The organism is Shinella sp. GW821-FHT11G07 (genome assembly GCF_058808115.1).
This window is the reverse complement of the sequence record NZ_JBXARJ010000009.1, coordinates 15,350-42,041: the sequence shown is the minus strand read 5'-3', so window position 1 is coordinate 42,041 and position 26,692 is coordinate 15,350. Positions and strand designations below refer to the sequence as shown.

The window sequence follows — 26,692 nt, the reverse complement described above, 5'->3', positions numbered from 1 at the left end:
CGTTCGACCGGAGCGGTTCGTCGTTTGAGAACCACACGGACGAACAATAGGACGCCATACAGCGCCCGTTGCTCGTCGTGGGACTCATGCTTTACGCAAGGACAGAGCTTTCGTTTCCGAAAGGACTTGGGCTAGACCACACCAAATCATGCCTTTTTCGACATGAGCTTTTTACCGTCGGCAGAAGCGATCTGCAATAACGGACATTCTTTTCTTTCGACGAGCCTTTTGGCGCAATGGCGCCATGTCCCTGCTGCCAAGACGATGTCTGCTTCCAGGCAGGCGCGACAACGGCTTTAGCCACCAAATTGAGGGCGCATAGCGAAAACCATTTCGGCTGCCGTCCCGAAGCAATCACGATGGTCGGACACGTCAAGGCCGCAAAACACAGCCGCTGCCAGCGCGATCCTGATAAAGAGACATCGCTTTGCAGTCGGATTCCGAAGCGCTTGCGTCTTTGCCATCACTCTCCGCGGGAACGTGATGCAAGCCCGAGTGAATACCGCTCGCAACTTCAGAGGGCAATCGTGGCATGTGTTTTCGTCGCATTCATGCAAACCAGGTGGCATTGCCGCAAGCGCTGACCTACCACACGCCTTCATGATGGGTCTGTTGAATCGACGATCCGCGGCCGGTAGCGCCCACTCCGGTGCGGCGCGCGGTGGATGTAATGCTTGAGGCTGCGTTCACGGATCGGGAATCGGGAGCCTCTAGTCGAGATCAGTTTGTATCCACTGACGCGAATGATGGATATCAATCGTCTGGAGCCGGCCCGGCCCGAGATTCTCGAACCAGTGCGGAACGCCTGCTGGACCTAGAAGGACGTCTCCGGCCGATGCATCAAAAACACTATCACCGATATAAAATCGTGCTCGACCTTCCACGACGATGAAAGTCTCGTCATAGGGATGAACGTGTAGGCGCGGGCCAGCTCCGATTTCATCGTTGCCATAAGCCAACACGGTGACCGGACCGTTCAGGTCCGAGCCTGCAATCGAACCTCTCCATGGCCCCTCGACAACAGGGTCGAAGAGCCTCATCTGCGATCCGGAACGACCATCCGGACGAACAGTATCGGGGTCAAAATCATAACGCGTCATAATAGATGGTCCTTCTTGTTGGCTTCCAATGACGTCCGACTGATGCTCGATCCGACAAAGCAGATCGCAATAGTACAAATTCAACCTCGGTCGATAGTCGATCATAGCTTGGCAATATCGCTTGGTCCGGCTCTCATCACGGAACCGTGCAGTCCATTCGTCGGCTGCCTCGGTTGGTCAGAGGGCGTAAAAGTGATACATTTGAAGAGAAGTCAGTACCGGATTTTTCAAAGGATATCGGGATGTCTGAAACCTGTTTCGAGCGCCGAAGGTTCATTGCCGCTGGTGCCGCCTTTGCGGTAACGGGGATTGTTGGCCTTGCTATGCCTGCCCGGGCTTCTGCACTTCCTGCGACGCCGTCCATGCGGGGAGGTTCCAATAACTACATCCCCGGCGCTGAAATCGTCGAGCGAATCGGCGGCGGCGGTTTTTTGATATCGGGTACAGTGCGCCTCGCTGGCGATGGTGTCCCGCTGCCGGGCCAGCGCATCCAGATGTGGGCCCATACGACCGAAGGCAGCGAGCGCGACCAGCGCAGCCATGGTGCTACGCTGACCGACGCTAACGGTGAGTTCCGGCTCGAAATGCCCCAAATCGTGCCCGCACTCGGTCAAGCGCATGCACACCTCGTCTATGACAGCGGTGAGTACGAAACCGTATTCCTTCGTCCCTTGCTGTCGAGTGCGAAGGATACCAGCCTCCAGGCACATTTCGTGCTCCAGCGGGCCTGATTGGAGCTCGATGGAGAAGGCCCGCGCGCTGCTCATCTGGATCTGCACGGCGCTGGCGCTTCTCGTGCCGCTCATTTTTGCCGCGACGAGTGAATATCTGGCGTGGCGCGATCCTGTCTATGTTGCTGCCGGCTTCGCGGGCGTCGTTGCGCTTTGCCTTACGCTCGTGCAACCATTGCTTGCGGGCGGTTGGCTACCCGGCCTGAACCTGCTGCGTGGCCGTCTTGCCCACCGTTGGGTCGGCGTCATCCTGGTCGCTGCAGTCGTCGTACACGTCGCGGGCCTGTGGATTACCAGCCCTCCCGACATAGTCGACGCGCTGCTTTTGCGCTCGCCAACGCCGTTTTCAGTCTGGGGCGTTATCGCAATGTGGGCGCTGTTCGCAGCCGCGTTGCTCTCCGCCCTCCGACGTCGCCTTTCGCCGGTGATCTGGCGCGTCGGTCACAAGAGCCTCGTCACCATCGCCGTGCTTGGCGGCGCGGCCCACGCCATGTTAATCGAAGGTACGATGGAGCCGGTATCAAAGACCGTGCTGTGCGGTCTCGCCATGATCGCAACCCTAGCGGCGGCCGCAGCCCCCTGGCTACGCCGAAGGCTGCGCCCCCCGGACAGGATGTGAGCGTCTGGGCTCTAAGAACACCTTGCGTTCAGAGTTGGTTTTCTTTTCCGACTGCCCCGACTGCCCCGACTGCCCGTTGTAAGTGACTAGCTCGCCACTTGGCAAACGATGATCGTCCGCTGCTGGTGCGAAGCCGTTGTAGAATGTGGTTCGCAGGTTGTATCGAATACTCAACGCGTTGAAATCACTGTCTAGTCGTATATCGATGGCGCGATGACAACAGAGGAAAATCTTGTAAGAAATGCAGCCGAATGGATGTCCGTCTCGGTGAAATCGTTGCCCTTGAACAGCAGTAGTTCGCCGAAATCCTTCGCGAGAGTGTAGGGAAAGCAGTCACCGAAATTCAGTCTAGTGTCTGCCTTCCCGAAATCGAGGAATGTCTGTCGGGCCATCTGGCCCTACTCGACGGTCACTACTCGATGTCGATCGCTGCACGGCGGAAGAAGGCACGACACCGCTCATACTCTGCCCAGTCACATGGACGATGCCTGAGCGAGGCGATGCGCTTCAGGGTCTGTCACATTGAGGCTCATGTGCAGATACTCCATTCTAGCCAATCGTATAACTTTCTATCATTCTCCCCATCGCGCCAAGGTGTCCAAGTGAATAGGCAGCATCAAAACTATCTGCTTATTCATTCGCCCTGTTAGAATTGGAGTTCTGAATTAGCCGATACCCGATTCATATGCGGAAGCGCCGCGGTCCAATCGCCCGTGAATAGGTTGGGAATGTCAACCGTCTTGCCCGCATTATCGCAGCCAAGCCATTCCCCAACTACGATCGGGACCCCAGCACAGATTGGAGGTCAGGCGAAGGCGTGCGCGGATGCCGTATCGAAGGTCAGCCACACCTCTTCGCCGCGCGCGAGACTCGAAATCGCCTCATGGCCAAACGGCAGGCGTACAGCGAGATCGACGCCGGCTGCGGTTGCGGTGCTAACTTCGATATTGTTGCCGAGGAACGTGATATCCCGCACCGTCACGGCAATGCCCGAGGGGACCGAGGCGCGTGACAGCGACAGGCGTTCCGGGCGCAACATCAGCGATGCCTTGCCGTTTGCGGCCGATGGACCATGCAACGGCACGCCTTCGACCATAGCTCCATCGCCGAGCGAAAGTTTTGCCTTGCCGCCTTCCCTTGCAACGACGGTTGCGTCGAGGAAATTGCTGTCGCCGATGAACCCTGCAACGAAGCGGGTGGCCGGGTTGGAATAGAGTTCCGGGCCGGTCCCGATCTGGTCGATCTCGCCCTGGCTGAACACGGCGATGCGATCCGACAACCGCAATGCCTCCTCCTGGTCGTGCGTGACGTAGAGGATGGTGACGCCCGTCTCCTGGTGAATGCGACGGATCTCGAATTGGATTTCTTCGCGCAGCTTCTTGTCGAGGGCCGAGAGCGGCTCGTCCATCAACAACACCGGCGGATTGTAGACGAGTGCGCGGGCGAGCGCCACGCGTTGCTGCTGGCCACCGGACATCAGCGCTGGCTTGCGGTCCTCGAAACCTTCGAGGCGGACGAGCTTCAGCGCAGCTTTTACCCGCTCGGCGATCTCGGCCTGCGGGCGGCGGCGGATGCGCAGCGGAAACGCGACGTTCTCACCGACCGTCAGATGGGGAAACAGCGTGTAACGCTGGAATACCATGCCAATATTGCGCTTGTGCGACGGGGTCGACAGCAGGCTCTGCCCCTTCAGCAGGATATCGCCGCCGGTAGGATCTTGAAAGCCGGCGAGGATGTAGAGCGTCGTCGACTTGCCGGACCCTGATGGTCCGAGGAAGGTCATGAACTCTCCCTCAGCGATATCCATGCTGACATTCTTGACAGCGGTCACCGAGCCATAGGATTTGCGGATACCGCGGATGCTGAGAAAGGGCTTGGTCATGCTTTTCGTCCCTTGCGGAAGAGTGCCGCGACGATCATCAGGAGGATCGTGAAGGCAATGAGCAGTGTGGAGGCGGCGGCGATGACCGGTGTCAGATCCTGCCGCAACGTCGTCCAGATTTTGACCGGCAGGGTCTGCAGCGTCGGGCTTGCCATGAAGATCGCCAGCACCACCTCGTCCCAGGAGGCGAGGAAAGAGAAAACGGCCGCGCCGAAGATGCCGTGACTGATGGCCGGAACCGTCACACGCAGCCGCGCCTCCCAGGGATTTGCGCCGCACAGGATGGCCGCGTCCTCGATCGAGCGATCGAAGCCCTCAAGCGCGTTGCCGATCGAGATGATCGAAAACGGCAACGCGATTAGCAGGTGCGCGATGACGAACGCGATGGTCGTGCCGGCAAGGCCGAATTTCAAAAACAGGGCGTACAGCGCGACAGCAAGAACGACGACGGGCAGAATCATCGGCGTCAGGAACAGGGCGCGCAATAGATCCCGGCCGACGAAGCGACCCCGGTCGAGGCCGAGAGCGGCAAGAAAGCCGATGACGACGGAGAGCACGGTGACGATTGCCGCAATCTTCAGGCTGGTCAACGCCGAATAGAGCCAGCGCGGATCGGCGAAGAGGTCCTGGTACCATTTGAAGGTCCAGGATGGCGGGGGGAAGATCAGCCATTGCGATGACCCGAACGACAGCGCGGCGATGAAGACGATAGGCAGGATGAGAAAGACACAGACCACCACCACGAGCGCGATGAGACAAGTCCTGAGGCCACCGAGTTTATCGAAGTCGAGCAGCATGACTACTTCCCCCGTGCCGGATTGAAATAGCGAAGCTGGACGGCATAGAGCGCAAGCGTGACAACAAGCAGCACGAGAGCTGCCGCACCGCCCATACCCCAATTGACCAGCGACTGGACGAACTGCGCGACGAGTTCGGCGAGCATCATATTGGATGTACCGCCCAGCAGCGCGGGCGTCACGAAATAGCCGAGCGACATGACGAAGACCATCAAGGCGCCGGCGGCAATGCCGGGCAGCGACAGCGGCAGCAGCACGCGCCAGAAACACTGCATCTTGCCCGCGCCACACAGCGCGGCGGCGCGCAGGATTGCCGGATCGATGGTACGGATGACGCCCATCAACGGCAGGATGACGAAAGGCAGCATGATATAGGTCATGCCGATGGTGACGCCGACGAGATTGTTGACAAGCGCCAGCGGCGTGTCGATCAGACCGAGGCCCATCAGCGTCTTGTTGATGACGCCGGTGCGCTGGAGCAGCACCATCCAGGCATAGGTGCGGGCAAGCAGGTTCGTCCACATCGACAGGATGATGATCGCCAGCACGATGCGCGACCATTTCTCCGGCATGATAGCGAGCAGCCAGGCGACGGGATAGCCGATGACGATGGCGACGAGCGTGACGACGCCGGCCACCATGAAGGTGTTCAGGAAGACGCGCAGGTAGGTTGTCGAACCCAGCAGGGCCTCGTAATTCTGCAGGCCCACTTCCGGTTCGAGCACGCTGCGCATCAACAGCATTAGCACCGGTACGACGAAGAAAAGGGCGATGAGCAGTAATGCCGGCAGAAGATAGCCGAGTGTGCCCTCACGTTTTGATTTGCCGGCGCTCGTCGCTACCGTAACAGCCATGATCGATCATCCAGTGTCTCAGGAGGCGGACCGGCCGAAGCCGACCCGCCATCGTCTTGGGAGGCAGCGTTACTTCGCCTGCCAGGCGTACCAGCGCGTGCCGATCTCGTCGCGGTGCGCCGCCCAGTAGCTCATGTCGGCATTGACCTGGCTCTCCGCCTGCATGTCCGGGAGCGAGTTCCGCAGTTCGGCGTCCATCAGCGTGCTGGAGTCGAGATTCACAGGCGCATAACCCGTCGCAGTAGCGAACTGAGCTTGTGCGGAGTCACTCGTGGCCTGCGCGATGAATTTCATTGCCGCCTCCTTGTTTTTCACGCCCTTGGGCACGACGAGCGAGTCGGCGGCGGTAATGTTGTTCGTCCATGACGTCTCCACCGTGACGCCGGTTTCGGCGAGTGCCGTCAAGCGGCCGTTCCAGAACGAGCCGAACGGGGCCTCGGCAGAGGCTAAGAGCTGCTGCGACTGGGCGCCGCTATCCCACCAGACGATCTCGGCCTTGATCGTGTCCAGCTTCTTGAAGGCGCGGTCGAGATCGAGCGGGTAAAGCTTGTCGGCGGAAACGCCGTCGGCAAGCAGCGCCGCCTCGATCACGCCCGGCGCGGACCACTTGTAGAACGTACGTTTGCCGGGGAATTTCTGAGTGTCGAACAGGTCGGCCCAGGTCTTCGGGCAGGCTTCGACAGCGTCCTTGTTGCACCCGATCACGAAGGAATAATAAAAGCTGCCGACCGAGTAGTCCGTGACGAAGCGCGGATCGAGCTTGCTCTTGTCGATGATGGAGAAGTCGAGCTTTTCGAGAAGACCGGCATTGCCGGCCTGAACGGCGTAATCACCCTCGACGTCAACGACGTCCCAGGTCACATTGCCCGCTTCGACCATGGCCTTGATCTTACCGTAGTCCGTCGGGCCGTCCTGCGTGACGGCGACGTTTTTCTCCGCGGTGAAGGGGTCGGCCCAATAGGTTTTCTGGGCATCCTGCGTGGTTCCACCCCAGCTGGTGAAAACCATGTCCTGGGCGGCCACGCTGCTCGAAACGCAGAAAGAGGCGGAGAGAAGCGCCAGAGCGATTTTGTGTTTCATGTTCCCTTTTCCTTATTGTTTGTGAGTGTTCAGGCCTGCGTCGTTCCGCCAATCGGCGAAAACGCCGCCGGCGCCATAATCTTGTTGTCCGCAGTGACAATCAGATCGCGGATCCTTGGCAGGAAGGCCTGCCAGTCGTGGTCGGCCGCAAGGCGCGCGCGGCGGGCCTGCCGATCGTCGAGGCTCGCGAAGCTCCAGATATGGACGATCTCGTTGATCGGCCCGATCTCCGAGGAGAAATAGCCGACGAGGTTACCGAGGTGTTTTTTCTGGATCGCGATGCCAGTTTCGCCGACAACCTTGAGGTATTCAGGAATGCCGCCGTTCTTCAGCCTGTAAGTGCGGATCTCGACAAACATCCCGGTCACCGCATCACAAAGGGATCGGGGATCGGATCGTCCGATGTCCGGAGCCACACGGTCTTCGTCTTGGTGTAGTCGAGTGCCGCGGCAAGGCCCCCCTCGCGCCCCTGTCCCGACTGGCCGTATCCGCCGAACGGTGCGATCGGTGAAACGGCGCGGTAGGTGTTGACCCACACGATGCCGGCGCGGATACGCTTGATCATACGGTGAGCGCGGGCGAGGTTGGGCGTGAAGACACCCGAGGCAAGCCCGTAGGGCGTCGCGTTCGCCAGCCGTACCGCTTCCTCTTCCGTGGTGAAGGAGAGAACGGACAGCACCGGCCCAAAGAGTTCTGTTTCCACGGAGGCCGCGGAAACGCCGTCGCAATCGAGGATGGTGGGTGTGTAGTAAAAGCCATTCCCTTCGCCTGCCCGGCCGCCGGTGACAAGCGTCGCGCCTGCTGCGAGCGAGGCAGCAACAACCGTCTCGATATGATCCCGTTGGCGCTTGGTGCAGAGTGGGCCGACTTCCGTCGCCATATCCAGCGGCGAGCCGATACGGATGGCCTCCGCCTTGGTTTTCAGTATGGCCAGAAACTGGTCTTTCACCGACACCTCGACGATGAGGCGGGAACCAGCCACGCAGCTCTGCCCTGTCGCGGCAAAAATCCCGGCGACTTGCGCGTTGGCCGCGCTATCAAGATCGCAGTCGGCAAACACGATGAAGGGCGACTTGCCCCCGAGTTCCAGCGATGTCGTCGCAAGGTTCTCCGCCGAGTTGCGCACCACGGCCGCGGCCGTCGCCGGACCGCCGGTGAAGGCGATGTGGTCGATACCGGGATGACGGGTCAGCGCACTGCCGCAGGTCGGTCCGAAGCCGGTCAGGAAATTGACGACGCCGGGCGGAAAACCCGCCTCGTGGACCAGCCGGGCGAATTCGAGCAGCGGTGCGGGGCCTTCCTCCGACGCCTTGACGACCAGCGTGCAGCCGGCGGCAAGCGCAGGGCCGATCTTCACCGCCGAAAGGAAAAGCTGGCTGTTCCACGGCACGATCGCCGCCACGACACCGATCGGCTCGCGCCGCGTCCAGACATCCATGTCCGACTTGTCGATGGCGAGCGTCGCACCCTCGATCTTGTCGGCAAGTCCGGCATAGTAGCGGTAGTAGTCCGCGACGTAGGCTATTTGCGCCGACGTCTCACGGATGATCTTGCCGGTATCGCGGGTTTCGAGTTCGGCGAGCTTCTGCGCGTTTGCCTGGACGAGATCGGCAAGGCGATAGAGCAGTTTGCCGCGCGCTGTCGCTGTCATGGCCTGCCATGCGCCGGTCCAGAGCGCGCGCTGCGCGGCCTGCACGGCGCGATCGACGTCATCTTCCCGCGCTTCGGCCATGGCTGCCCAGACAACGCCGGTCGCCGGATCGACAGAGTCGAACCGCGCAGTACCGTCTTCGAAGGTTCCGTCTATGTATTGCTGGAAGCTCTGCATGGCGCCCTCACTGGAATGCCGGCATGACATCGGCGATGAAGCGTTCGAGCGAGGCCTTCTTGCGCTCGAAGCTCATGCCTGTGTCGATCCAGAAGGAATATTCGTCGTAGCCGAGGTCTTCGTAGACCTTCAGGCGCCCGATCACCTCTTCCGCTGTGCCGATCGGCATGTTTTCACGCATCTTTTGCGGCGCCAGGTTGGGATTGGCAGCAAGCTCTTCCTCGGAAAGGCGCTCGATGAGGCCCTGGTCGATCGGCCGCTCGTTTTTGAACCAGGCGAAGAAGTAATTGTAGTAGGTGCTGATCTCCTTCGCGGCCCTTGCGATGTCGACCTCGTCGGAACCGACATAGGTGTGTTGGAGCAGCATGATCTTCGACCGCGGCATGTCCGAGGCTTTCTCGCAGGCTGCGTTGAAACGCTCCATGAGGCTCGCGATTTCTGCCTCGCCATTGGCAAGCGGCGTGCACTGCACATTGCAGCCGTTCGCGACGGCGAATTCATGGCTGTTCGGATCGCGTGCCGCGACCCAGATCGGCGGATGCGGCTGTTGCACCGGCTTCGGCGCCGAGGTCGTCCTCGGAAAATTCCAGAACTCGCCGTCATGGGCGTAGTCGCCGGTCCAAAGACCCTTCACGGCCGGGATCAGCTCGCGCATTCGCTGGCCGGCACCCCATGGGTCAAGACCGGGTAGAAGACGTTCGTACTCGAAGCTGTAAGCGCCACGCGCCACGCCGATATCGAGGCGTCCGCCGGTAATGATGTCGGTCATCGCCGCTTCGCCCGCAAGCTTGATCGGATGCCAGAAAGGCGCGATCACCGTGCCCGTGCCGAGGCGCACATTTTTCGTACGGCGCGCGAGGTCGGCAATGTTGACGAAGGGGTTCGGCGCGATGGTGAAGTCCATACCGTGGTGCTCGCCGGTCCAGATGGCATGCATGCCGCCCTTGTCCGCGATCTCGCACAGCGCGATGAATTCCTCGTAGAGCTCCTGGTGGTTCTGGCTGGCATCCAGCCGCTCCATGTGAACGAACAGGGAAAATTTCATGGCTTACCCCTTTGCGGCCACGGCGTGCACGCGGCCTTTTTCCTGATTTCCGAAGTAGACGCCGAAATTGCCGAGCGTGCATTCCGCCCCGTACCGCTTGACGATATCGCGCACCGCGCTGTCGGCGATCTCGGCCAGCGGCGGGGCCTGTACCGGGAAAAACCTGCCGCTCTGCGGCGTGCCTTCTCCCAATTCGCCGCGATAAACGACATGCTGCCGTCCTGTCGTGGTGTCTTCATAGACGGAATAGAGAAGGCCCGTCGTAAGCGTTAGCCCCGCTGTCTCCGCGATGTGATCCTCGAGAGCTTCCATCCCGTCGCCCTCGGCCTTTTCGACGAAGGGCAGCGTCCAGCCCCCCTTGCCGTCCTCGACCAACAGGATTTCACTGTTCCGCACGGCGACCGCGCCGAGAAGCAGGCTTTCGGCCGAGGCAAGCAGGCTCCTTTCAGCAAGGGCCGGTGTGAAGTAACCGCCACGGGCATAGCCGAGCCCGGTCTTTCCGCTGTTGTCGAAAGCCTTGACCCGCCCGATCAAGATCACATGATCACCCGCATCGACGACGTCGTGCGTTGCACAGTCAAACCAGGCGGCGACATCAGCAAAGACGGGCGAGCCATACGGCCCTGGTCGCCAATCGACCGCAGCAAACCGGTCTTCGACCGGCCGGGCAAACGTATTGGAAACGTCCTTCTGCCCTTCCGACAGGATATTGACGCCAAAACCCTTGGCTTGGGTGAGCGTTGCATAGTTACGCGAGGTTTTCGCCAGGCAGACGAGAAGCAGCGGCGGGTCGAGGGAAACACTCGTGAAGCTGTTGGCGGTGAAACCGATTGGCGCGCCCGCATCATCAACCGTCGTGACGACTGTGACGCCGGTCAGGAATGCGCCGAAGGCATCACGCAGGGCTCTCGCATCTGACATCATAATCTCCTCCATAGCCCCTGAGGACCGAGTGTTTCAGCTCGTTGCCAGCCAATCAGCAAGCGCGCGGTTCACCGCATTGGGCGCTGTCAGGTTCACCATATGACGGTGTCCCTCGATCACCACGGCGCGTCCTCGGCGAGCTGCGGCGGCCATGTCCCGCGCCATGGCGGCGGTCGAATTCATGTCTCCATCGCCGGTCAGGAAAAGCGACGGGCGTTCAACCTGGGGCCAACAGTCCGCATAAACGGCGTCTCCGCTGGCAAAGGCGGCGTAAGCCGCAGCATAGCCGGCCGGATCGACGGCCTGCAGCAGATCGCGCACAAGTGCATAGGCTTCGGTGCTCTCTTCATCCGCATGGAACCAGCGCGAAAGTGGCGCCACCCGGTCGAACGCGCCGGAGCTGATTTCGCGCGCCCGCGCCGCCACGGCTGTGCGCGCATCGGTTCCGCGACGATGCACGCCGTTCAAAAGCGCTACACGCCGGACCATCGCTGGCGCCGTCGCAACAATGCCGCTTGCAATCAACGCTCCCATCGAGTGGCCCGCGACATTCACCGGCTCCCCTGCCACTTCCTCCAGAAAGCGCCGAAACCATCCGACATAGAGAGGCAAATCAGGAGCACCTTCCAGTGCCTCCGAAAAGCCGTGACCGGGGAGATCGACCGCGATCACACGAAAACGGTCCGCCAGTTGATCGATCTGCGGCTGCCATGCCTCGATGCGCATGCCGACGCCGTGGATGAGAACGAGGGTCTCACGGCCCTCACCCCGTTCCAGATAGGCTGCGCCTGACGACGTCTTACACCGCGGCAGGGTTTGCAACATCGTGGCCCAGCTCCTTGAGGTCCTGGTACCGGTCGCCAATGCGATGATGCGGGCGGCCGCCAATGGAAGCACCAAGTGCGACGACGATCTCGTCCGCGGCAGGCGCATCCGGGATCGCGCATTGAATGGTCAGGTAATGCGAGCGACGCCCTTCGTCGTTCTTGTCCATCAGCGGGATCATGATGGGAGCGTTCGCCGGACCGCGCGTGTTGCAGAACGCGAGGTAGGACTTCGCACCAACCGCGCTGCGATAGTGATTGCCGAAACGAAGCGTGTGGATCAGGGCGGAGGCGTGCTCGACTTCACCATCGAGACCAACGACCGCCGACTTGCCATAGGCTTCAACAACGTCGCCGGAGCCGGCTTCATCGATGATCATCTTGGTCAGAAGCTCGCCGAGAATGGGAGCGACGGCATGAATCTCCGGCTTCAGGTCCTCAACGAATCCACGGCCCGCCCAGGGGTTTTTCACGACGGCCATCGCGGCGATCAGCTTGAGCGGCTTGGACGCTTCCTTGCCGCCCTCCACGAATGTCGTTTCCACATGAAGCAGCGTTTTTCGGACCAGCGTCACTGAGGCATCCTCCTGTCTTTAATCTGCTCATACTTTGGTATACCATCAGACAAAGTGTCAACCCATTGTCTGAAAGTTTTTTTGCAGCTATGAATGAGAACATGACAAAGAGCCTGGAAAACCTTGCAGCCCTCCGCATCGAAACCCCGCCCGCAACACTTCGGGAAATCGCGCTCGACCGTATGCGTCGCGCCATCATCGGCGGCCTGTTTGAGCCGGGCGAACGCCTCGTTGAACGAACGCTGTGCGACCAGCTCGGCGTGTCCCGATCCGTCATCCGGGAAGTTATCCGCCATCTCGAGGCCGAGGGCCTCGTCGAAATGCTGGCAAAGCAGGGCCCGATCGTTGCAACGCTCAACTGGGATGACGCCCGGCAGATCTATGAGATCCGCGCGGCGCTGGAATCGACGGCCGTTGCCGATTGCGCAAGGGTCGCCGGGCCTGAGGTCAAGGCTAAACTGCGCAAAGCAATGAACGAATTGGAGCGGACATCGAAGCAGAACTCCCCTGTCGGCGTGCTTGATGCCACGACCGAATTCTACAAGGTCGTTTTCGAAGCTGGCGGCAACAACATTGCCTGGGAAATCGTCAGCCGACTGAACAGCCGTATCTCGCGCTTGCGCGTCATGACATTATCGACATCGAACCGCATGGCATCGGGGCCATCGCAGATAAGGGAGATTTTCGCAGCGATCGAGGCGAACAACCCTGATGCGGCAGCATCCGCCTGCCGAAAACATGTCGGAGCCGCGGCTGCAATCGCCAAAACAATACTAGCTTGACGTTGGGATGCCTTAAATTAGCGCCTTGAAAGGATATGAACTGACGCCCCTGTTCTTCAGCTTTGTATCCGCATCAGACTTCGCAGTTCGGGCGGTTACTTGGCTCTCCGGAGTGGTTGGTTGGGCGCTGACAGCAGATAGGCAGCTTCAAGGCGAGGATTGCCGAAAGCCGACCTTCAAGCCGGCGCCAGCATCGATGTGACGTGACCCCGAAACAGCCATCCACTCACTCCAGGCTGTTGGCTTCAACAGTGGGAAGGCATCAATCGGCGTCGACCGCAGCGGGGATGAACGGCCGAAGCGCGTCGATCAGAGAAGTGGTGCCGTACCGAACGTCACCGCTGGGCTCGATGTCAACGAGCTCACCCTTGTTGTGAGCGTCATAAAGATCGACCAGAAGCTTCGCGGCACTCTCGCTCAGGAAGCGCTCGAAATTTTCCTGCCATTGTGATCGAGGAACCACCTGCGCGGTAACGGTGCGGCCCAGCAACTGGCTAAGCGCCGCGGCCACATCGTTGGCACTGTACCGACGCGGCCCTTCGGCGTGAACGATTTGCAGTTCTGCACCCGCGTTTGGATGTAGCAGCAGATCGGCGGCAATCAGACCAAGGTCCGACGCTGAGATCGTTGGAAACTCCATGTCGACCGGGTCGTGAAAGCTCGGCAGAACGCCGGCCGTTACCGCCACCGGAATGACGAGGCCCCAGCCTTGCATGTGTTCCGCGGATCGCAAGAACACCTTGGGCATTTCAAGTTGACGAAGGCGCTCCTCGAAAATGCGGAACATGGTGGGCATTCCGATGTCTTCGCGGACGTGGGCGCCATAGTCGGAAATTGCCAGCACGCGCTTCGGACACGCCCGCTTCAGCGCCTCAACCAGACTTTCGATCGAACGGCGCATTTCTCCGACGCCGCCCGGCGGGAGGATGACTTGCACGGCGTCCGCGTTCGCGACCGCCCAGGCGAGCGCGGCGGAGTCCTGAAGATCGGCAATTGCGATATCGCATCCGATTTCGCGCAGCGGGCCTGCCTTTGACTCGTCGCGCAGGACCGCCCTGACCGGCACGCCCGCCTTACGCAGCGCCAAAGATGTTGAATAGCCGACCTTCCCGGTGGCTCCGACAATTGTAAACATGTTCATTTCCTTGTTCGTGACGCGCAGCGGTGAAGCCCCCGGCAGAGAGCCTGCCTGAGAAACGTCGCCACCAAGCGCGTTGGTTTCGAGCTTGTTCGAAGTTGTCTGGGCCCTAAGTGGCCTGCTGCCTGACGGCCGCCGCGAAGCCCGCCGTGTCGAAGTAGTCACGCCAACGCAGGACCTTCGCGCACTCGATCTCCAGGACACCGAGCGCGCGGACCGTCAGGATGATCTTACCGTCGTGTGCACAGAAATGATCGAGCCGCTCGGCATAGACTGGGTGGCCGATGCCGGACAGAACGAGATCTTCGATCCGCATGTGATGAAACTGCACTAGAAAAGCGCGAGCGAAAGCCGCGCCCTCCTTCGGCCCGACGGTCCTAGCGACGCCGACGTTTTCCCAGATCGTCGTCTCACCGAAATAAGCGTCGAAGGAACTCCAGAAACCGTCGGGGGTCGCGACAGTGGCGTCAAAGAACTCTCGAACGAGCGCCGTCTCGTGTGTGGTTGCAGACATGGGCCATTTCCTTGCTGAAGACGCGCTAGGAGTATGGAGCCGAGCAGAACCGGTCGCTCAGGTTCAGGCCGTTCTTTGCAGATTCGGTCGGAATTCGCTCGCCTGTCGAACGATCTCGCCGGGAGTCTGGCCGAGGAGGCGGCGCATCGTGGAGGCCATATGACTTTGATGAGCGAACCCGGCAGCGAGTGCGATCTCACTCGCGGGCATCGTCGTCGTTGCCATCAACGCGCGCGCATATTCAACGCGACGGTTGATTACATACTGGTGCACTGGTCCGCCGGTGCTGTTGCGAAACAGGGTCTTCAGGCGAGTGACGCTGACACCTGCAACCATTGCGAGGTCCGCAAGGTGGAGCTTTTGATCAAGATTGGTCTCGATGAAATCCGTCAGCACCCGTAGCTGGCGCTCCGACAGTTTCGGTTCGCCACGATTCTCCGGCGCTGTGAAACCGCCGTTCGCGGTCTCGATCAGCCGGACGGCCAAGGCGTTGGCGAGAAGCTCGATGAAGAGTGGATCAGATGGGGTGTCCGCCTCTAGGTCTGCCTTCACGGCCCGGCCAATTCCCTCGATGCGAGCGTCACGAACTTGAAAGCTCGGGAGCAGCTCGATCTTGCTGGCGTCACGGCCCAGATCCTCGGCAACCTGATTGAGCAGCGAAGGGTGGAGGCTCAATCGCAGGATCTGGCAGTCGGCATCGTCCTCCCACGAACCGTACATACCAGCCGGAACGATGTCGATATCGCCCGGCTTCTGTACGCGGCGCATGCGCCGGCCGCCGATCGAGCAATCGGCCTTGACGGGCGGACCGAAGTGCATGCCCAGACTGTGCAGTTTACTACCCGGTACATGCGACAACCCGCGGGGAATATGCACGAAATCGGCATTGAACCCGGACCAGTCCCTTCCGGCACTGGTCAACAGGATTCTGGGTGAAGGCTGTGCTGGGTAAGTTGTCATGGTCTGGTTGGACTCGGCTTTCCACTTTTGCGGCGCACAACTCCTCAGTCATCGGATCTCGGGACGCTTATTGAAAGCTGCCGAGCGAGATCGCGCCTATCAATGGGAGATCCTACTTCGCCGGTCGCCCGGTGGCCAGCCCCTGCCAATGATCCTGACAACCACGGTAGCTGGCGTGCGCTCGAATGGACGACGAGGAGTATCGCCCAATGAAACGGCAGATGGTGGACGAGTAGCGGTTGCTTTGCCCGATTGAGAACCATTGGGGCCTGGCACAACTACGATGCCCAAGGCGGTTGCCGGCAACGTCTTCTATCTGGCAACAACACAGATCACTTCAACGGCCGACGCGAGGGCTTTAAGGCAATGATGCGACCGTTATCGGAATCGCCGGCGCCGATTGCTGATCCTGTTGCCGCGCAATTCCGACCAGCCATTTGTGGAACCGCTGACCGAACGGCTTTTCGAGGGCAGTCCTGTCCCAGGCCAGATAGTAGCTTTCGGAAAGCTTCATACGGATATCGAAAGGCACGACCAGGCTGCCGGCGGCAATCTCATCCTGCACCATGGAAACCTGTGCAAGAACGAACCCCCTACCATTGGCAGCCGCGTCGATGGCACTGCTTGAGAGGGTGAAGGATAGGCCGGAAAACGTCTGCCGGCCGTCGGCGTTGATGAGGTTCGCCCAGTCCTTCCATTGTGGCGATGCCTTGTAGTCTGCTTCCCACTCCACATTGAGCAGGGGAAACGTGAGGATATCCTCCGGACAGCCAGGGGCTCCGCTTGCAATGAGCGCGGGCGAACACACCGGCACGACCCAATCGGTGAACAGGGCCGCCACGTGTTCGTGGGCGTAGGAGCGCCGACCGTAAGTGATCCGGAAATCCACTTCCTCCTCGCCGAGCCGAGGCTCCTGCTCCTGGCCGAGGATGCGCACGTTGGAACCCGGACAGAGCGACTGCCAATCGAAGATCTTGCGGCTGACCCACCGGCTGGCGACCGAGGACAGGGCGCTGAGCACGATGCCGCTTTCGTTTCTTGCGCGTGTCAGGACGTTGGCGGCATGGGAAAGCTGCCGAAAGCCCTTCGCAACCTCGCGATAGTACAGACGCCCCCAGGACGATAATTCCACCCGCCGGCCGCGCCGCTCCAGAAGCGTCAAGCCAAGACATCGCTCCAGATTGCGTACCAACTGGCTGACGGCCCCGGGCGACACGCCGAGGTCTTCTGCCGCGGCGCTCACCGAGCCGCATCGCCCAATGGCTTCAAAGGCCTGCAAGCCGCGCAAGGACGGGTTCGACATCGTTACGCAATCCTCCCAAAGGCGTCGCAATTTAGATTTTCTAAAATAGAACGCAGAAGCTGGCAACTTGTTGGCGCGGGGAAAACAACGAACATTCGCTTATCAAAACGCAAGGAGAGCGAGATGTTTCTCAAGAATGCCTGGTACGTCGCGGCCTGGGATCACGAGGTAAGCCGCGAGCTGAAGCCCGTCACCATCCTCAGCGAAAAGATCGTTCTTTACCGCAGACAGGACGGCCGGGCGGCTGCGCTGGAGGATGCCTGTCCCCATCGCAAGCTGCCGCTCTCCATGGGCCGTATCAAGGGCGACGACGTAGAATGCGGCTATCACGGCCTGACCTTCGACTGTTCGGGCACCTGCACGCGCGTTCCGGGTGCAGAGCGCATTCCCCATGTCGCCAAGGTGCGTTCCTACCCGGTCCACGAGCGCTACGGCCTGCTCTGGATATGGATGGGTGAAGCAGACAAGGCGGACCCGAAGGACATTTTCGAGGTCGAGTATTTCGACGACCCGGCCTGGGGCATCAATCGCGGCGAGTCGATGACGCTCAACTGCAACTACCTCTACATGACAGACAACCTGCTCGATCCGTCCCACGTCGCCTGGGTCCATCAGTCGTCCTTCGCAAGCTCCGCCTGTGAGGAAACGCCGCTGGAGACGACCGTCAAGGACGACGGTGTCACCGTTTGGCGTTGGATGATCGACTCCGAACCGGCGCCCTTTTACTCCCCCTTCCTGCAGTTCGAGGGCAATACGGACCGCAAGCAGCACTATGAGGTCCGCTATCCGAGCAACGCCATCATCAAGGCGATCTTCGCACCGGCCCACACGGGCGGCGAAGGCCGCGCGCTGCCGGAAAACACCTTCCTCATGGACAGCTACAACTTCATGACGCCGGTCGATGAGAACCGCACCAAATACTACTGGTTCCAGATGCGCAATTTCGCGCCAGACGACGCCAAGGTTTCCGAGAGCTTCGCCAAATCCGTGCGCGGCGCCTTCGAGGAGGACCGCGTCGTGCTGGAAGCGGTCCATCACGGGATGGCGAACATGCAGACGCCGAACCTCGACCTGAAGATCGACGTTGGCCCGATGCGCTTCCGCCGCAAGCTCGCCCAGATGATCGCCGCCGAGGCGCAAGCCGGGCCTGCCACCGCAGCAGCAGAGTAAGGATCGCCCGAATGCTGGACGCCGCGGCCTCGCGCTTCCGCCCCTTCGAAGTGATTTCGAAGGTGCGCGAAAGCACCACCATCACGTCTTTCCGACTTGCCCCTCTCGACCGGCAGCACTGGCGGCCGTTCGAGGCCGGACAGTTCCTCACGATACGGGTTCCCGACCGCAAGGGTGGGCATATCCTGCGCAACTATACGGTCTCCTCGTCCCCGCGCGAGGAGGGCACGTACCGGATCACCGTGAAGCGTGAGGTCGCACCGTCGCAGGACGTTCCAGCGGGTGTGAGTTCGTGCTGGCTGCATGACGAGATCGAGCCCGGCGCCGTTATAGAGATCGACCTGCCGCGCGGCACCTTCAAGCTCGACGCGGCGAGCAGCCGGCCCGTCGTGCTGCTCTCGGGTGGCGTCGGACTGACGCCGACGGTCTCGATGCTCGATGTGCTGGCGCGGGAAAGCAACCGGCCCGTCTGGTTCATCCACGCCTGCGACAGCGGAGCCGTCCATGCCCTGCGCGGCGAGGTCGAACACCTCGCCACCGTCAGGCCCGGCGTCACTGTGCATTTTTGCTACCGTTTCGCAGAAAGCGCCGACCTCGACGCGATGCGGTGCCATTCGGAAGGGTTCCTGACGCGCGCCACGCTCCAGCAGCTTCTGCCGCTCGACGATTACGACATCTACATGTGCGGCCCGCCCCCCTTCATGCAGGCGCTCTATGGCATCCTTACCGGCCTCGGCGTCCGCAAGGAACGCATCGCCTATGAATTCTTCGGCCCGGCAAGCCTTCTCACGGAAGCCGCGCGGACAACAACGCAACCGGTAAAGCCGCCCGCCACCGACCATTCCACCGCAGGCGACGGACCTCATATCGTTCTCCAGAAATCCGGGCGAAGGCTCGCCTGGGACGGCACAAGTGAATCCATCCTCGCATTCCTGGAGGCGCAGGGCATCGAGCCGGAATTCTCCTGTCGGGCGGGGGTCTGCGGAACCTGCGAACAGGGCCTCGTCTCCGGAGAGGTCGACTATTTCGAGGAGCCGCTCGACGTGGTGCCAAAGGATCGGGTGCTGCTGTGCTGTACCCGGCCGAAATCCTCGCTCGTGCTCGACCTGTAGCGACTGTGAACAAGAGGCTGCGGCCTGAACCGGGGGTGCCTCGCCACCCGAAGGAGAACCCGTGACGAAAATGCTCCGAGACGAAATTCCGCTCAACCCGCATGTCGCCGGACTGCCGCCCTACAATGCCGGCATGAACATCGCCGCCGCGCAGAAGCACAGCGGCCGGCAGGACATCGCCGCCCTTGCCAGCAACGAAAACCCGGACGGCTGCTCGCCGAAGGTCGCCGCCGCCCTCGCCGGCCTCAATCCGGCGCGTTACTGCGATCCGGCCTGCACGAGCCTGCGCACGGCCCTCAGTCACAAGCTCGGCGTTCCCGCGGAACGCATCGTCGTCGGCAACGGCTCGGAGGAAATGATCGCCGCGGTGTGCCGCGCCATCCTGCGTCCCGGCGCCACCGTCGCAACGCTCTGTCCCGGCTTCGGCCTTCACGAGATCGAGGCGCTTGCCAATGGCGCACATGTCGAGAAGGTCGCCATGCGGGCGGACCTCGATTTCGACATCCCCGCGATCGTGGCCATGCTTACTCGCAAACCGGCGATCTTCTTCCTCTCGTCGCCGTCCAATCCCGTCGGGCCGGCGCTCGATCGTGACGGCCTCAATCGCATTCTCTCGGCGGTTACGCCACAGACGCTGCTCGTGCTGGACGAGGCCTATTTCGAGTTCACCGATGACGACGTGCCCGACGGACTTGCCGCACTCACAGAGACCGATCTCTCTTGGGTGGTGCTGCGGACCTTTTCCAAGGCCTATGGGCTTGCCGGCCTGCGTGCCGGCTATGCCGTGACGTCGGACCTGCGCCTGGCGCGCGCCATGACCGCCGCCAAGACACCGTTCAACGTCAATGCCGCTGCGCAGGCCGCCGCCCTTGCCGCGCTGGAGGACGAAACATGGATGCGCGCATCGGTCGCCGCATTGAAGCAGGAACGGCAGCGCGTCTCCCGGATCGTCGCGGCCCTCGGCTTTCGCGTCGCCGGATCGCAGACGAACTTCCTCTTCATCGATGTCGGCTGGGACAGCCGGGCAGCCCTGGATCACTTCCTGTCGAAGGGGATCATCATCAAGCCATGGAAGGAAGCCGGCTACGAAACCTTCATCCGCGTGACGATCGGCAGCGCTTCCGAAAACGACCGCTTCCTCGAGGCGCTTCGCGCTCTCGCCAAGGAGTGACGCTCCATCGAACAAGATAGAACAGGGGTCGGTCTACGGCCTAAGGGAACGAACCATGAGCGCAAACGCAAGTCTGCCCAAAGCAAACCGGGAGCCACATCGCATGTCCCCATTGACGCCATCCGGTCTCTTTTCCGGCGACTATTCCGCTCTGCGCGCCCGGTTCCTCGCCGCCGCGCGCACCGCCGGGGCGAGCCTCGTAGAATATCTGCACCCGCTGCATGGTCCGGATGGCGAGCGGCTTGCGACCGATGTCGCCTATCTCGGACGCAACGATGCCCGCAAGCTTATGGTGCTGATTTCCGGCACCCATGGGGTTGAAGGTCCGTTCGGCTCGGCCTGCCAGACCGCGTGGCTTTCCCAGAACACGCCCTGGCAACTTCCCGACGACACCGCAGTCCTTGCGATCCATCTCATCAACCCCTGGGGCACCGCATGGTCGCGCCGTGTGAACGAAGACAATGTCGACCTCAACCGCAACTTCATCGACTGGCAGAAGGCACCGCCGAAAAACGAGCGGTATGGCGCCCTGCACAGCGCGCTCGTCTGTCCCGCCCTGGAAGGGCCGGCGCACGACGCGGCTAAGGAGGCCTATGAGGAGGCCAGGCGGCGATCCGGCGGTTATGCGGGGCTTGCTCCGATCATCGAAGCGGGCCAGTACGAATTTCCGGATGGATTGTTCTATGGCGGCGACGGCCCCGTCTGGTCCAACCGCACCCTGATCGACATCCTCACGACCTTTGCGCAGCAGGCGGCCGAGGTGGTCGTTTTCGACCTGCACACTGGCGCCGGTCCCTATGGTTATCCGGCGCTGCTGTCCGTCGCCGAAAGCGAGCATGCCGGGCTGGATTGGGGACGGAGCATCTTCGGCCCCGCACTTTCCGTCGTCGTCACCGGCGCGAGCGCGACGACCGATACCGGCATTGCCGCGACGGCGACCGGCTATGTTTCGGCGGCCGTGCGAACCGCGCTGCCGAAGGCCCGTGTCCTGCCGCTGGTGGTCGAGTGCGGCACGCTGGACGGCGCCACCGTTTCAGACGCGGTGCAGGCGGACAACAGGCTTCACTTGTTCGGCAAGATCGATACGCCGCTCGGCGGCAGGATCAAGGAAACCCTGCGCGCCGCCTTCATTCCCGAGGATGCAGACTGGCAGCGCACCTGCTTGACCGCGTCGCTGCGCCATTTCGACCGCGCCTTCGCCGATCTCAAGGCGGTCGGCGGTGCCGGCCAGGAAAAAACGGTTCCGGCGGCAGCAGCCGTGACCGTCGTCTCCCATCCGGACGTCAACGGCCCGAGGCTTGCCGAACGGCCGGCGATCGAGGTGCACGGCATCCACAAGCGCTTCGGCATCCTGCCCGTACTGAACGGCGTCAGCGTCTCCGCCCAGCCGGGCGAGGTCGTGTCGATGATCGGCTCCTCCGGCTCGGGGAAAAGCACCTTCCTGCGGTGTATCAACCTGCTCGAACAGCCGAACGACGGACGCATCGTCATCGATGGCGAGGAAATCCGCATGAAGAAGACGGCGGACGGCAATGCCGTACCGGCCGACATGCGACAGGTCGAGCGCATCCGTTCGCGGGTCGGCATGGTGTTCCAGAACTTCAATCTCTGGCCGCATATGACCGTGCTTGAAAACATCGTCGAGGCGCCGCTGCATGTGCTGAAGGAAGAGCGGCAGGCGGCCGTCGATCATGCCCATGCGTTGCTGAAGAAGGTCGGCCTCTCCGACAAGCATGCCCAATATCCCGGCCAGCTCTCGGGTGGCCAGCAGCAGCGCGCCGCTATCGCCCGCACGCTTGCGATGCGCCCGAAACTCATCCTGCTCGACGAACCGACCTCCGCGCTCGATCCCGAGCTGGTCGGCGAAGTGCTGCGGGTGATCCGGCAACTGGCCGAAGAAGGAAACACGATGATCCTCGTGACGCACGAAATGCAGTTCGCGCGCGAGGTCTCGCACAAGATCCTCTTCCTCCATCAGGGAAAGGTGGAGGAAGAGGGTGCCCCGGCGGAGGTTTTCACCAATCCGCGCTCCGAACGCATGCGCCAGTTCCTGGCCCGGACGTTCTGACAGCCGCCGGCCTCACCCGCCCACAACGAAGCTCAACATGGGGAACCAGAACATGAAACTGAAAAGTCTATTGCTCACCACGCTCTTTGCCGCCGGCCTCACCACGGCGCAAGCCGCGGAAGGCGAATTGTCGATCGGAACGGAAGGCGCCTATCCGCCGTGGAGCATGGCCGATGCCGTCGGCAACGTCACCGGCTTCGATGCCGATGTCGGCAACCTGCTCTGCGCCAAGCTGGAAATGAAGTGCCAATTCGTCGTGCAGGCCTTTGACGGCCTCATCCCGGCGCTGAAGGCCAAGCGTTTCGACATCATCATTTCGGGCATGTCGATCACGGAGGACCGCAAGAAGGAGATCAACTTCTCCATCGGTTATGCCGAACTCGCCAACATGTTCGTCGCGCCGAAGACGTCGGACCTTGCCGGCATCAAGGATTTCGACAGCCTGATCAAGGCGCTCGACGGCAAGAAGGTCGGCGTGCAGGCCGGCACGACCCACGCGCACTACCTCGAGAAGAACGTGTCGAACGCCGACCTGAAGACCTACGACACGCTCGACCAGATGCAGATCGACCTGGCCAGCGGCCGCGTCGATGCCGCCTTCTCCGACAAGTCGGCGCTGGATGACTTCCTCGCCAAGCCCGAGGGCAAGGATTTCCAGCTGGTCGACGTCAAGATCGCCAGCTCGTCCGATCCGACGCTTGGCGAAGGCATCGGCGTCGGCATTGCCCAGGAAAACACCGAGCTGAAGGCCCGCATCGACAAGGCGCTCTGCGAACTGGTCGCCGACGGTTCCATCGGCAAGGCAAGCCAGACCTGGTTCAAGACGGACATTTCCCGCCCCTGCAAGTAACGCCGACATGGTGTCTCCCGGATATCGTCCGGGAGACACCGCCTCCGACAGGACAACAGACAGGTTTGGGCGGATCCGATGGAATTTGGATTATGGCAGGTATGGGAGGGCGGCTGGATTGCCGCAATCCTGCGCGGCGCGGCGATCACCATCGCCGTTGGTGTGGCGAGCATGGCCTTCGGCATTGTCATCGGCATTGCCTTTGGCCTGATCAAATGGGCGCGGCTCTTCCCGCTGACATTGCTGGTGGATTTCTACACATCGGTCGTGCGCGGCGTGCCGGAACTCCTGATCATCTATCTTCTCTTCTTCTCCTCCGTCGAATTCGTGGGGCAGGTCGCCGCCGCCTTCGGCTATGAAGGACTGGCCGGCAACGGCTATGCCTTCATCATCGCCGTCATCGCGATCGCGGCCATATCGGGCGCCTATTCCACCGAGGTCGTGCGCGGCGCACTTGTCGCCATTCCCGGCGGCCATATCGAGGCGGCGCGGGCGCTCGGCATTCCGGGCCGACGCATCTTCCGCCGGATCATCGCGCCGCAGATGCTGAGGATTGCCGTGCCCGGCATGAACAATGTCTGGCAGACGACCATCAAGGATACCGCCCTCGTCTCCGTCGTCGGCCTGCAGGAACTGATGCGTGCCGCCTTCGTCGGCGCCGGATCCACCCGCCATCCCTTCATTTTCTACTTGATCGCGGCTGTCGTCTATCTCGCCATCACGCTGGTCAGCCAGGGTGGTTTCGACCGGATCGAGCGCCTTCTGCGCCCCCGTACGAGGACATAGGCCATGGATCTCGACCTCATCCAGCTTTCCGTTCCAACCCTTGCCAAGGGACTGTGGCTGACCGCTCTCCTGACACTCACCTCGGTCGCCGTCGGCTTCAATCTCGGGCTTGCGCTCGCGGTCATGCGGCTTTCGAAAAATCGGCTCGTCAGCGGTTTTGCCAAGAGCTACAGCACCCTCTTCCGGGGCACGCCGCTGCTCGTCCAGCTCTTCCTCTTATACTACGGCCTCGGTCAGCTCCCCTTTGTACGCGATAACCCCGTGCTCTGGTGGATCGTCGGCGATGGCGCCCATTGCGCCGTCATGGCGCTGGCGCTCAACACGGCGGCCTATACCTCCGAAATCCTGCGCGGCGGCCTCATGTCGATTCCGGGCGGGCTTGTCGAGGCGGCGCAGGCCTGCGGCATGTCGCGGCTCCTCTGCTTCCGCCGGATCACGTTCCCGCTTGCCATCCGGCAGGCCCTGCCGGCCTACGGCAACGAACTGGTCCTCGTCGTCAAGGGAACAAGCCTTGCCTCGACCATCACCGTCCTGGAAATCACCGGCCACGCAAAACGCCTGATGAGCCAGACCTATGCGATCCTGGAGGTCTTCGCCATCGCCGGCATGCTCTACCTCCTGATCAACCTAGTGCTGATCACCCTCATCCGGCTGCTTGAAGCCCGCCTTACCCGCTACCTGCCCCGGTAGACAAACTCTGAAACGACAGAAAAACAAGAAGGAAAGACCATGGACGTACGCGCCGCCGTCGCCGTTCAGGCCGGCAAGCCGCTGGAAGTCATGACCGTACAGCTCGAAGACCCGCGGGCCGGCGAAGTGCTGATCGAGGTCAAGGCGACCGGCATCTGCCACACCGATGACTTCACCCTGTCGGGTGCAGACCCCGAAGGCCTGTTCCCCGCCATTCTCGGCCATGAGGGTGCCGGCGTCGTCGTCGATGTCGGCCCTGGAGTCACATCGCTGAAGAAGGGCGACCATGTCATTCCGCTCTACACGCCGGAATGCCGCGAATGTTATTCCTGCCTGTCGCGCAAGACCAACCTCTGCACCTCGATCCGCGCCACCCAGGGCCAGGGCCTGATGCCGGACGGCACCTCGCGCTTTTCCATCGGCAAGGACAAGATCCACCACTATATGGGCTGCTCGACCTTCTCGAACTTTACGGTCCTGCCGGAAATCGCGCTCGCCAAGGTCAACCCGGACGCCCCCTTCGACAAGATCTGCTACATCGGCTGCGGCGTCACCACCGGCATCGGCGCGGTCATCAACACGGCAAAGGTCGAGATCGGCTCGACGGCCATCGTCTTCGGCATCGGCGGCATCGGCCTCAACGTGCTGCAGGGCCTGAGGCTCGCCGGTGCGGACATGATCATCGGCGTCGACATCAACCCCGACCGCGAGGAATGGGGCAGGAAATTCGGCATGACGCACTTCGTCAACGCGAAGGAGGTCGGCGACGACATTGTGCCCTACCTCGTCAACATGACGAAGCGCAACGGCGACCTGATCGGCGGCGCCGACTATACGTTCGACTGCACGGGCAACACCAAGGTCATGCGCCAGGCGCTGGAAGCCTCGCATCGCGGCTGGGGCAAGTCGGTCATCATCGGCGTTGCCGGTGCCGGCCAGGAAATCTCCACCCGCCCGTTCCAGCTCGTCACCGGCCGCAACTGGATGGGCACGGCCTTCGGTGGCGCACGCGGCCGCACCGACGTGCCGAAGATCGTCGACTGGTACATGGACGGAAAAATCCAGATCGATCCGATGATTACCCACACCATGCCGCTCGAGGACATCAACAAGGGCTTCGAGTTGATGCATTCCGGCGAATCGATCCGCGGGGTCGTGGTATACTGAACCCGGGTTTAGGACCGCTTGAGCACTGCAATCCATTCATCGTGCCGCCGGTCGTCGTTCGGCGGTGCCTGTGATCGGCCGCGCATACTGCGCCGGCCATGAAGGAGGAGAAGCCCATGCCTAGCATTGCAATACATCCATCCATCGACAGCGGGTTCAAAGCGACCGATGCTGCTTTTTCCGGCGGCACACTCGTCTGCAATTGTGCGAGCAATCCCGTAAAAGTTCGCATCAAGGGCGACATCGCCCACAATCATGCCTATGGGTGCTCGAAGTGCTGGAAACCTGACGGCGCCGTGTTCTCGGTCGTCGCCGTCGCGCCGACGGACAATGTCGAGGTGCTCGAAAACGGCGACAAGCTCGTCGTCGTGGACCCAGCGGCGCTGATCCAGCGCCACGCCTGCAAGGGTTGCGGCGTGCACATGTACGGCCCCGTCGAACGCGATCATGCTTTCAAGGGCCTGTCCTTCGTGCATCCGGAACGTTTCCAGGAGCAAGGCTGGGCAAAACCGGGCTTCGCGGCCTTTGTCTCCTCTCTCATCGAGAGTGGCTACGGCCCGGCGAAGATGGACGGCGTGCGTGCGCGCCTGCGCGAACTCGATCTTGAGCCCTATGACTGCCTCAATCCCGGGCTGATGGACTACATCGCCACCTGGACGGCGAAGAAAAACGGCACCCTTCGCGCCGAAACAGCCTGAACGTCAAGCAGCCAGCCTCTCTCT

At 61.5% G+C, this 26,692-nt stretch carries 27 protein-coding genes; 12 read left to right on the top strand and 15 right to left on the bottom strand.

All coding sequences use genetic code 11. The features are described from left to right. Positions 1 to 710 precede the first annotated feature (710 nt). Positions 711 to 1,100 carry a cupin domain-containing protein gene (locus tag AC1RT2_RS18175; RefSeq protein WP_493104101.1) on the bottom strand — a complete coding sequence of 130 codons (390 nt, stop codon included), beginning with the start codon at positions 1,098 to 1,100 and terminating at the stop codon, positions 711 to 713. A gap of 242 nt (positions 1,101 to 1,342) precedes the next feature. On the opposite strand from AC1RT2_RS18175, the gene AC1RT2_RS18170 reads away from it, so the two are divergent. Then, complete coding sequence (locus AC1RT2_RS18170; RefSeq protein ID WP_493104100.1) at positions 1,343 to 1,831, top strand: peptidase associated/transthyretin-like domain-containing protein; 489 nt, start codon at positions 1,343 to 1,345, stop codon at positions 1,829 to 1,831. Positions 1,832 to 1,841: 10 nt separating this feature from the next. Continuing rightward, complete coding sequence (locus AC1RT2_RS18165) at positions 1,842 to 2,450, top strand: ferric reductase-like transmembrane domain-containing protein (protein ID WP_493104099.1); 609 nt, start codon at positions 1,842 to 1,844, stop codon at positions 2,448 to 2,450. Between the two features lie 805 nt (positions 2,451 to 3,255). Here the strand turns inward: AC1RT2_RS18165 and AC1RT2_RS18160 are convergent. The 10 genes from AC1RT2_RS18160 to AC1RT2_RS18115 all read right to left on the bottom strand — a co-directional run bounded on the left by AC1RT2_RS18160 (position 3,256) and on the right by AC1RT2_RS18115 (position 12,259). Continuing rightward, positions 3,256 to 4,332 (bottom strand): ABC transporter ATP-binding protein, encoded by a 1,077-nt coding sequence (locus AC1RT2_RS18160; protein ID WP_493104098.1) that lies wholly within the window; start codon positions 4,330 to 4,332, stop codon positions 3,256 to 3,258. Beyond that, the gene (locus AC1RT2_RS18155; RefSeq protein ID WP_493104097.1) at positions 4,329 to 5,129 is read right to left on the bottom strand and encodes an ABC transporter permease; all 801 of its coding nucleotides are present in this window, start codon (positions 5,127 to 5,129) and stop codon (positions 4,329 to 4,331) included. The genes AC1RT2_RS18160 and AC1RT2_RS18155 overlap by 4 nt, the downstream gene beginning before the upstream one ends. Positions 5,130 to 5,131: 2 nt before the next feature. Then, complete coding sequence (locus AC1RT2_RS18150) at positions 5,132 to 5,983, bottom strand: ABC transporter permease (RefSeq protein ID WP_493104095.1); 852 nt, start codon at positions 5,981 to 5,983, stop codon at positions 5,132 to 5,134. A 69-nt stretch (positions 5,984 to 6,052) separates the two neighbouring features. Then, complete coding sequence (locus tag AC1RT2_RS18145; RefSeq protein ID WP_493104093.1) at positions 6,053 to 7,063, bottom strand: ABC transporter substrate-binding protein; 1,011 nt, start codon at positions 7,061 to 7,063, stop codon at positions 6,053 to 6,055. Between the two features lie 29 nt (positions 7,064 to 7,092). Next, on the bottom strand, positions 7,093 to 7,422 hold the full coding sequence (locus tag AC1RT2_RS18140) for an NIPSNAP family protein (protein ID WP_493104552.1): 330 nt from the start codon (positions 7,420 to 7,422) through the stop codon (positions 7,093 to 7,095). Between the two features lie 5 nt (positions 7,423 to 7,427). After that, positions 7,428 to 8,891 carry an aldehyde dehydrogenase gene (locus tag AC1RT2_RS18135; RefSeq protein WP_493104091.1) on the bottom strand — a complete coding sequence of 488 codons (1,464 nt, stop codon included), beginning with the start codon at positions 8,889 to 8,891 and terminating at the stop codon, positions 7,428 to 7,430. Between the two features lie 7 nt (positions 8,892 to 8,898). Next, on the bottom strand, positions 8,899 to 9,936 hold the full coding sequence (locus AC1RT2_RS18130) for an LLM class flavin-dependent oxidoreductase (RefSeq protein ID WP_493104089.1): 1,038 nt from the start codon (positions 9,934 to 9,936) through the stop codon (positions 8,899 to 8,901). A 3-nt stretch (positions 9,937 to 9,939) separates the two neighbouring features. Continuing rightward, the gene (locus tag AC1RT2_RS18125; protein ID WP_493104087.1) at positions 9,940 to 10,857 is read right to left on the bottom strand and encodes a flavin reductase; all 918 of its coding nucleotides are present in this window, start codon (positions 10,855 to 10,857) and stop codon (positions 9,940 to 9,942) included. Positions 10,858 to 10,893: 36 nt separating this feature from the next. Further along, positions 10,894 to 11,685 (bottom strand): alpha/beta fold hydrolase, encoded by a 792-nt coding sequence (locus AC1RT2_RS18120; protein ID WP_493104550.1) that lies wholly within the window; start codon positions 11,683 to 11,685, stop codon positions 10,894 to 10,896. Beyond that, positions 11,660 to 12,259, bottom strand: a complete 600-nt coding sequence (locus tag AC1RT2_RS18115) for an amino acid synthesis family protein (RefSeq protein WP_493104085.1) — start codon at positions 12,257 to 12,259, stop codon at positions 11,660 to 11,662. Before AC1RT2_RS18115 ends, AC1RT2_RS18120 begins: the two co-directional genes overlap by 26 nt. A gap of 101 nt (positions 12,260 to 12,360) precedes the next feature. Here AC1RT2_RS18115 and AC1RT2_RS18110 point away from each other — a divergent pair, with 101 nt between their 5' ends. After that, a complete protein-coding gene (locus AC1RT2_RS18110) occupies positions 12,361 to 13,041 on the top strand; it encodes a GntR family transcriptional regulator (protein ID WP_493104083.1) in 681 nt (226 codons plus the stop codon). Between the two features lie 262 nt (positions 13,042 to 13,303). Here AC1RT2_RS18110 and AC1RT2_RS18105 read toward each other — a convergent pair whose 3' ends face one another. From AC1RT2_RS18105 to AC1RT2_RS18090, 4 genes are all read right to left on the bottom strand, one after another. Then, positions 13,304 to 14,176, bottom strand: coding sequence for an NmrA family NAD(P)-binding protein (locus AC1RT2_RS18105; RefSeq protein ID WP_493104081.1), 873 nt, complete (start codon positions 14,174 to 14,176; stop codon positions 13,304 to 13,306). A 112-nt stretch (positions 14,177 to 14,288) separates the two neighbouring features. Continuing rightward, complete coding sequence (locus AC1RT2_RS18100; RefSeq protein ID WP_493104079.1) at positions 14,289 to 14,693, bottom strand: limonene-1,2-epoxide hydrolase family protein; 405 nt, start codon at positions 14,691 to 14,693, stop codon at positions 14,289 to 14,291. A 63-nt stretch (positions 14,694 to 14,756) separates the two neighbouring features. After that, positions 14,757 to 15,653 (bottom strand): helix-turn-helix transcriptional regulator, encoded by an 897-nt coding sequence (locus AC1RT2_RS18095; protein ID WP_493104077.1) that lies wholly within the window; start codon positions 15,651 to 15,653, stop codon positions 14,757 to 14,759. Between the two features lie 358 nt (positions 15,654 to 16,011). Continuing rightward, the gene (locus tag AC1RT2_RS18090; RefSeq protein WP_493104075.1) at positions 16,012 to 16,956 is read right to left on the bottom strand and encodes a LysR substrate-binding domain-containing protein; all 945 of its coding nucleotides are present in this window, start codon (positions 16,954 to 16,956) and stop codon (positions 16,012 to 16,014) included. 123 nt (positions 16,957 to 17,079) lie between these two features. Here AC1RT2_RS18090 and AC1RT2_RS18085 point away from each other — a divergent pair, with 123 nt between their 5' ends. From AC1RT2_RS18085 to gfa, 9 genes are all read left to right on the top strand, one after another. Next, entirely contained in the window at positions 17,080 to 18,126 is a 1,047-nt protein-coding gene (locus AC1RT2_RS18085; protein ID WP_493104073.1) for an aromatic ring-hydroxylating dioxygenase subunit alpha, read from the top strand. 11 nt (positions 18,127 to 18,137) lie between these two features. Beyond that, positions 18,138 to 19,238: a 2Fe-2S iron-sulfur cluster-binding protein gene (locus AC1RT2_RS18080; protein WP_493104071.1), complete on the top strand. Its 1,101-nt coding sequence runs from the start codon at positions 18,138 to 18,140 to the stop codon at positions 19,236 to 19,238. Positions 19,239 to 19,308: 70 nt separating this feature from the next. Then, positions 19,309 to 20,409, top strand: a complete 1,101-nt coding sequence (gene hisC / locus AC1RT2_RS18075; RefSeq protein WP_493104548.1) for a histidinol-phosphate transaminase — start codon at positions 19,309 to 19,311, stop codon at positions 20,407 to 20,409. Positions 20,410 to 20,512: 103 nt separating this feature from the next. Continuing rightward, complete coding sequence (locus AC1RT2_RS18070) at positions 20,513 to 22,477, top strand: DUF2817 domain-containing protein (protein WP_493104069.1); 1,965 nt, start codon at positions 20,513 to 20,515, stop codon at positions 22,475 to 22,477. Between the two features lie 52 nt (positions 22,478 to 22,529). After that, positions 22,530 to 23,327, top strand: a complete 798-nt coding sequence (locus tag AC1RT2_RS18065) for a transporter substrate-binding domain-containing protein (RefSeq protein ID WP_493104067.1) — start codon at positions 22,530 to 22,532, stop codon at positions 23,325 to 23,327. 78 nt (positions 23,328 to 23,405) lie between these two features. Beyond that, the gene (locus AC1RT2_RS18060; RefSeq protein ID WP_493104065.1) at positions 23,406 to 24,113 is read left to right on the top strand and encodes an ABC transporter permease; all 708 of its coding nucleotides are present in this window, start codon (positions 23,406 to 23,408) and stop codon (positions 24,111 to 24,113) included. 3 nt (positions 24,114 to 24,116) lie between these two features. Further along, complete coding sequence (locus AC1RT2_RS18055; RefSeq protein WP_493104063.1) at positions 24,117 to 24,803, top strand: ABC transporter permease; 687 nt, start codon at positions 24,117 to 24,119, stop codon at positions 24,801 to 24,803. A gap of 39 nt (positions 24,804 to 24,842) precedes the next feature. Next, positions 24,843 to 25,970, top strand: coding sequence for an S-(hydroxymethyl)glutathione dehydrogenase/class III alcohol dehydrogenase (locus AC1RT2_RS18050; protein WP_493104061.1), 1,128 nt, complete (start codon positions 24,843 to 24,845; stop codon positions 25,968 to 25,970). A gap of 116 nt (positions 25,971 to 26,086) precedes the next feature. After that, entirely contained in the window at positions 26,087 to 26,668 is a 582-nt protein-coding gene (gene gfa / locus AC1RT2_RS18045; RefSeq protein WP_493104059.1) for an S-(hydroxymethyl)glutathione synthase, read from the top strand. Positions 26,669 to 26,692: the final 24 nt, after the last annotated feature.

What these genes read in the sequence shown, in the direction of transcription:
- AC1RT2_RS18170 (WP_493104100.1), top strand. Translation starts at nt 1,343, where the DNA reads ATGTCTGAAACCTGTTTCGAGCGCCGAAGGTTCATTGCCGCTGGTGCC.
- AC1RT2_RS18165 (WP_493104099.1), top strand. Translation starts at nt 1,842, where the DNA reads ATGGAGAAGGCCCGCGCGCTGCTCATCTGGATCTGCACGGCGCTGGCG.
- AC1RT2_RS18085 (WP_493104073.1), top strand. Translation starts at nt 17,080, where the DNA reads ATGTTTCTCAAGAATGCCTGGTACGTCGCGGCCTGGGATCACGAGGTA.
- AC1RT2_RS18120 (WP_493104550.1), bottom strand. Translation starts at nt 11,685, where the DNA reads ATGTTGCAAACCCTGCCGCGGTGTAAGACGTCGTCAGGCGCAGCCTAT.
- AC1RT2_RS18140 (WP_493104552.1), bottom strand. Translation starts at nt 7,422, where the DNA reads ATGTTTGTCGAGATCCGCACTTACAGGCTGAAGAACGGCGGCATTCCT.
- AC1RT2_RS18080 (WP_493104071.1), top strand. Translation starts at nt 18,138, where the DNA reads ATGCTGGACGCCGCGGCCTCGCGCTTCCGCCCCTTCGAAGTGATTTCG.
- AC1RT2_RS18090 (WP_493104075.1), bottom strand. Translation starts at nt 16,956, where the DNA reads ATGTCGAACCCGTCCTTGCGCGGCTTGCAGGCCTTTGAAGCCATTGGG.
- AC1RT2_RS18070 (WP_493104069.1), top strand. Translation starts at nt 20,513, where the DNA reads ATGTCCCCATTGACGCCATCCGGTCTCTTTTCCGGCGACTATTCCGCT.
- AC1RT2_RS18055 (WP_493104063.1), top strand. Translation starts at nt 24,117, where the DNA reads ATGGATCTCGACCTCATCCAGCTTTCCGTTCCAACCCTTGCCAAGGGA.
- AC1RT2_RS18130 (WP_493104089.1), bottom strand. Translation starts at nt 9,936, where the DNA reads ATGAAATTTTCCCTGTTCGTTCACATGGAGCGGCTGGATGCCAGCCAG.
- AC1RT2_RS18175 (WP_493104101.1), bottom strand. Translation starts at nt 1,100, where the DNA reads ATGACGCGTTATGATTTTGACCCCGATACTGTTCGTCCGGATGGTCGT.
- AC1RT2_RS18105 (WP_493104081.1), bottom strand. Translation starts at nt 14,176, where the DNA reads ATGTTTACAATTGTCGGAGCCACCGGGAAGGTCGGCTATTCAACATCT.
- AC1RT2_RS18135 (WP_493104091.1), bottom strand. Translation starts at nt 8,891, where the DNA reads ATGCAGAGCTTCCAGCAATACATAGACGGAACCTTCGAAGACGGTACT.
- AC1RT2_RS18065 (WP_493104067.1), top strand. Translation starts at nt 22,530, where the DNA reads ATGAAACTGAAAAGTCTATTGCTCACCACGCTCTTTGCCGCCGGCCTC.
- AC1RT2_RS18145 (WP_493104093.1), bottom strand. Translation starts at nt 7,063, where the DNA reads ATGAAACACAAAATCGCTCTGGCGCTTCTCTCCGCCTCTTTCTGCGTT.
- AC1RT2_RS18095 (WP_493104077.1), bottom strand. Translation starts at nt 15,653, where the DNA reads ATGACAACTTACCCAGCACAGCCTTCACCCAGAATCCTGTTGACCAGT.
- AC1RT2_RS18100 (WP_493104079.1), bottom strand. Translation starts at nt 14,693, where the DNA reads ATGTCTGCAACCACACACGAGACGGCGCTCGTTCGAGAGTTCTTTGAC.
- AC1RT2_RS18155 (WP_493104097.1), bottom strand. Translation starts at nt 5,129, where the DNA reads ATGCTGCTCGACTTCGATAAACTCGGTGGCCTCAGGACTTGTCTCATC.
- AC1RT2_RS18160 (WP_493104098.1), bottom strand. Translation starts at nt 4,332, where the DNA reads ATGACCAAGCCCTTTCTCAGCATCCGCGGTATCCGCAAATCCTATGGC.
- AC1RT2_RS18050 (WP_493104061.1), top strand. Translation starts at nt 24,843, where the DNA reads ATGGACGTACGCGCCGCCGTCGCCGTTCAGGCCGGCAAGCCGCTGGAA.
- AC1RT2_RS18110 (WP_493104083.1), top strand. Translation starts at nt 12,361, where the DNA reads ATGACAAAGAGCCTGGAAAACCTTGCAGCCCTCCGCATCGAAACCCCG.
- gfa (WP_493104059.1), top strand. Translation starts at nt 26,087, where the DNA reads ATGCCTAGCATTGCAATACATCCATCCATCGACAGCGGGTTCAAAGCG.
- AC1RT2_RS18125 (WP_493104087.1), bottom strand. Translation starts at nt 10,857, where the DNA reads ATGTCAGATGCGAGAGCCCTGCGTGATGCCTTCGGCGCATTCCTGACC.
- AC1RT2_RS18060 (WP_493104065.1), top strand. Translation starts at nt 23,406, where the DNA reads ATGGAATTTGGATTATGGCAGGTATGGGAGGGCGGCTGGATTGCCGCA.
- AC1RT2_RS18150 (WP_493104095.1), bottom strand. Translation starts at nt 5,983, where the DNA reads ATGGCTGTTACGGTAGCGACGAGCGCCGGCAAATCAAAACGTGAGGGC.
- hisC (WP_493104548.1), top strand. Translation starts at nt 19,309, where the DNA reads ATGCTCCGAGACGAAATTCCGCTCAACCCGCATGTCGCCGGACTGCCG.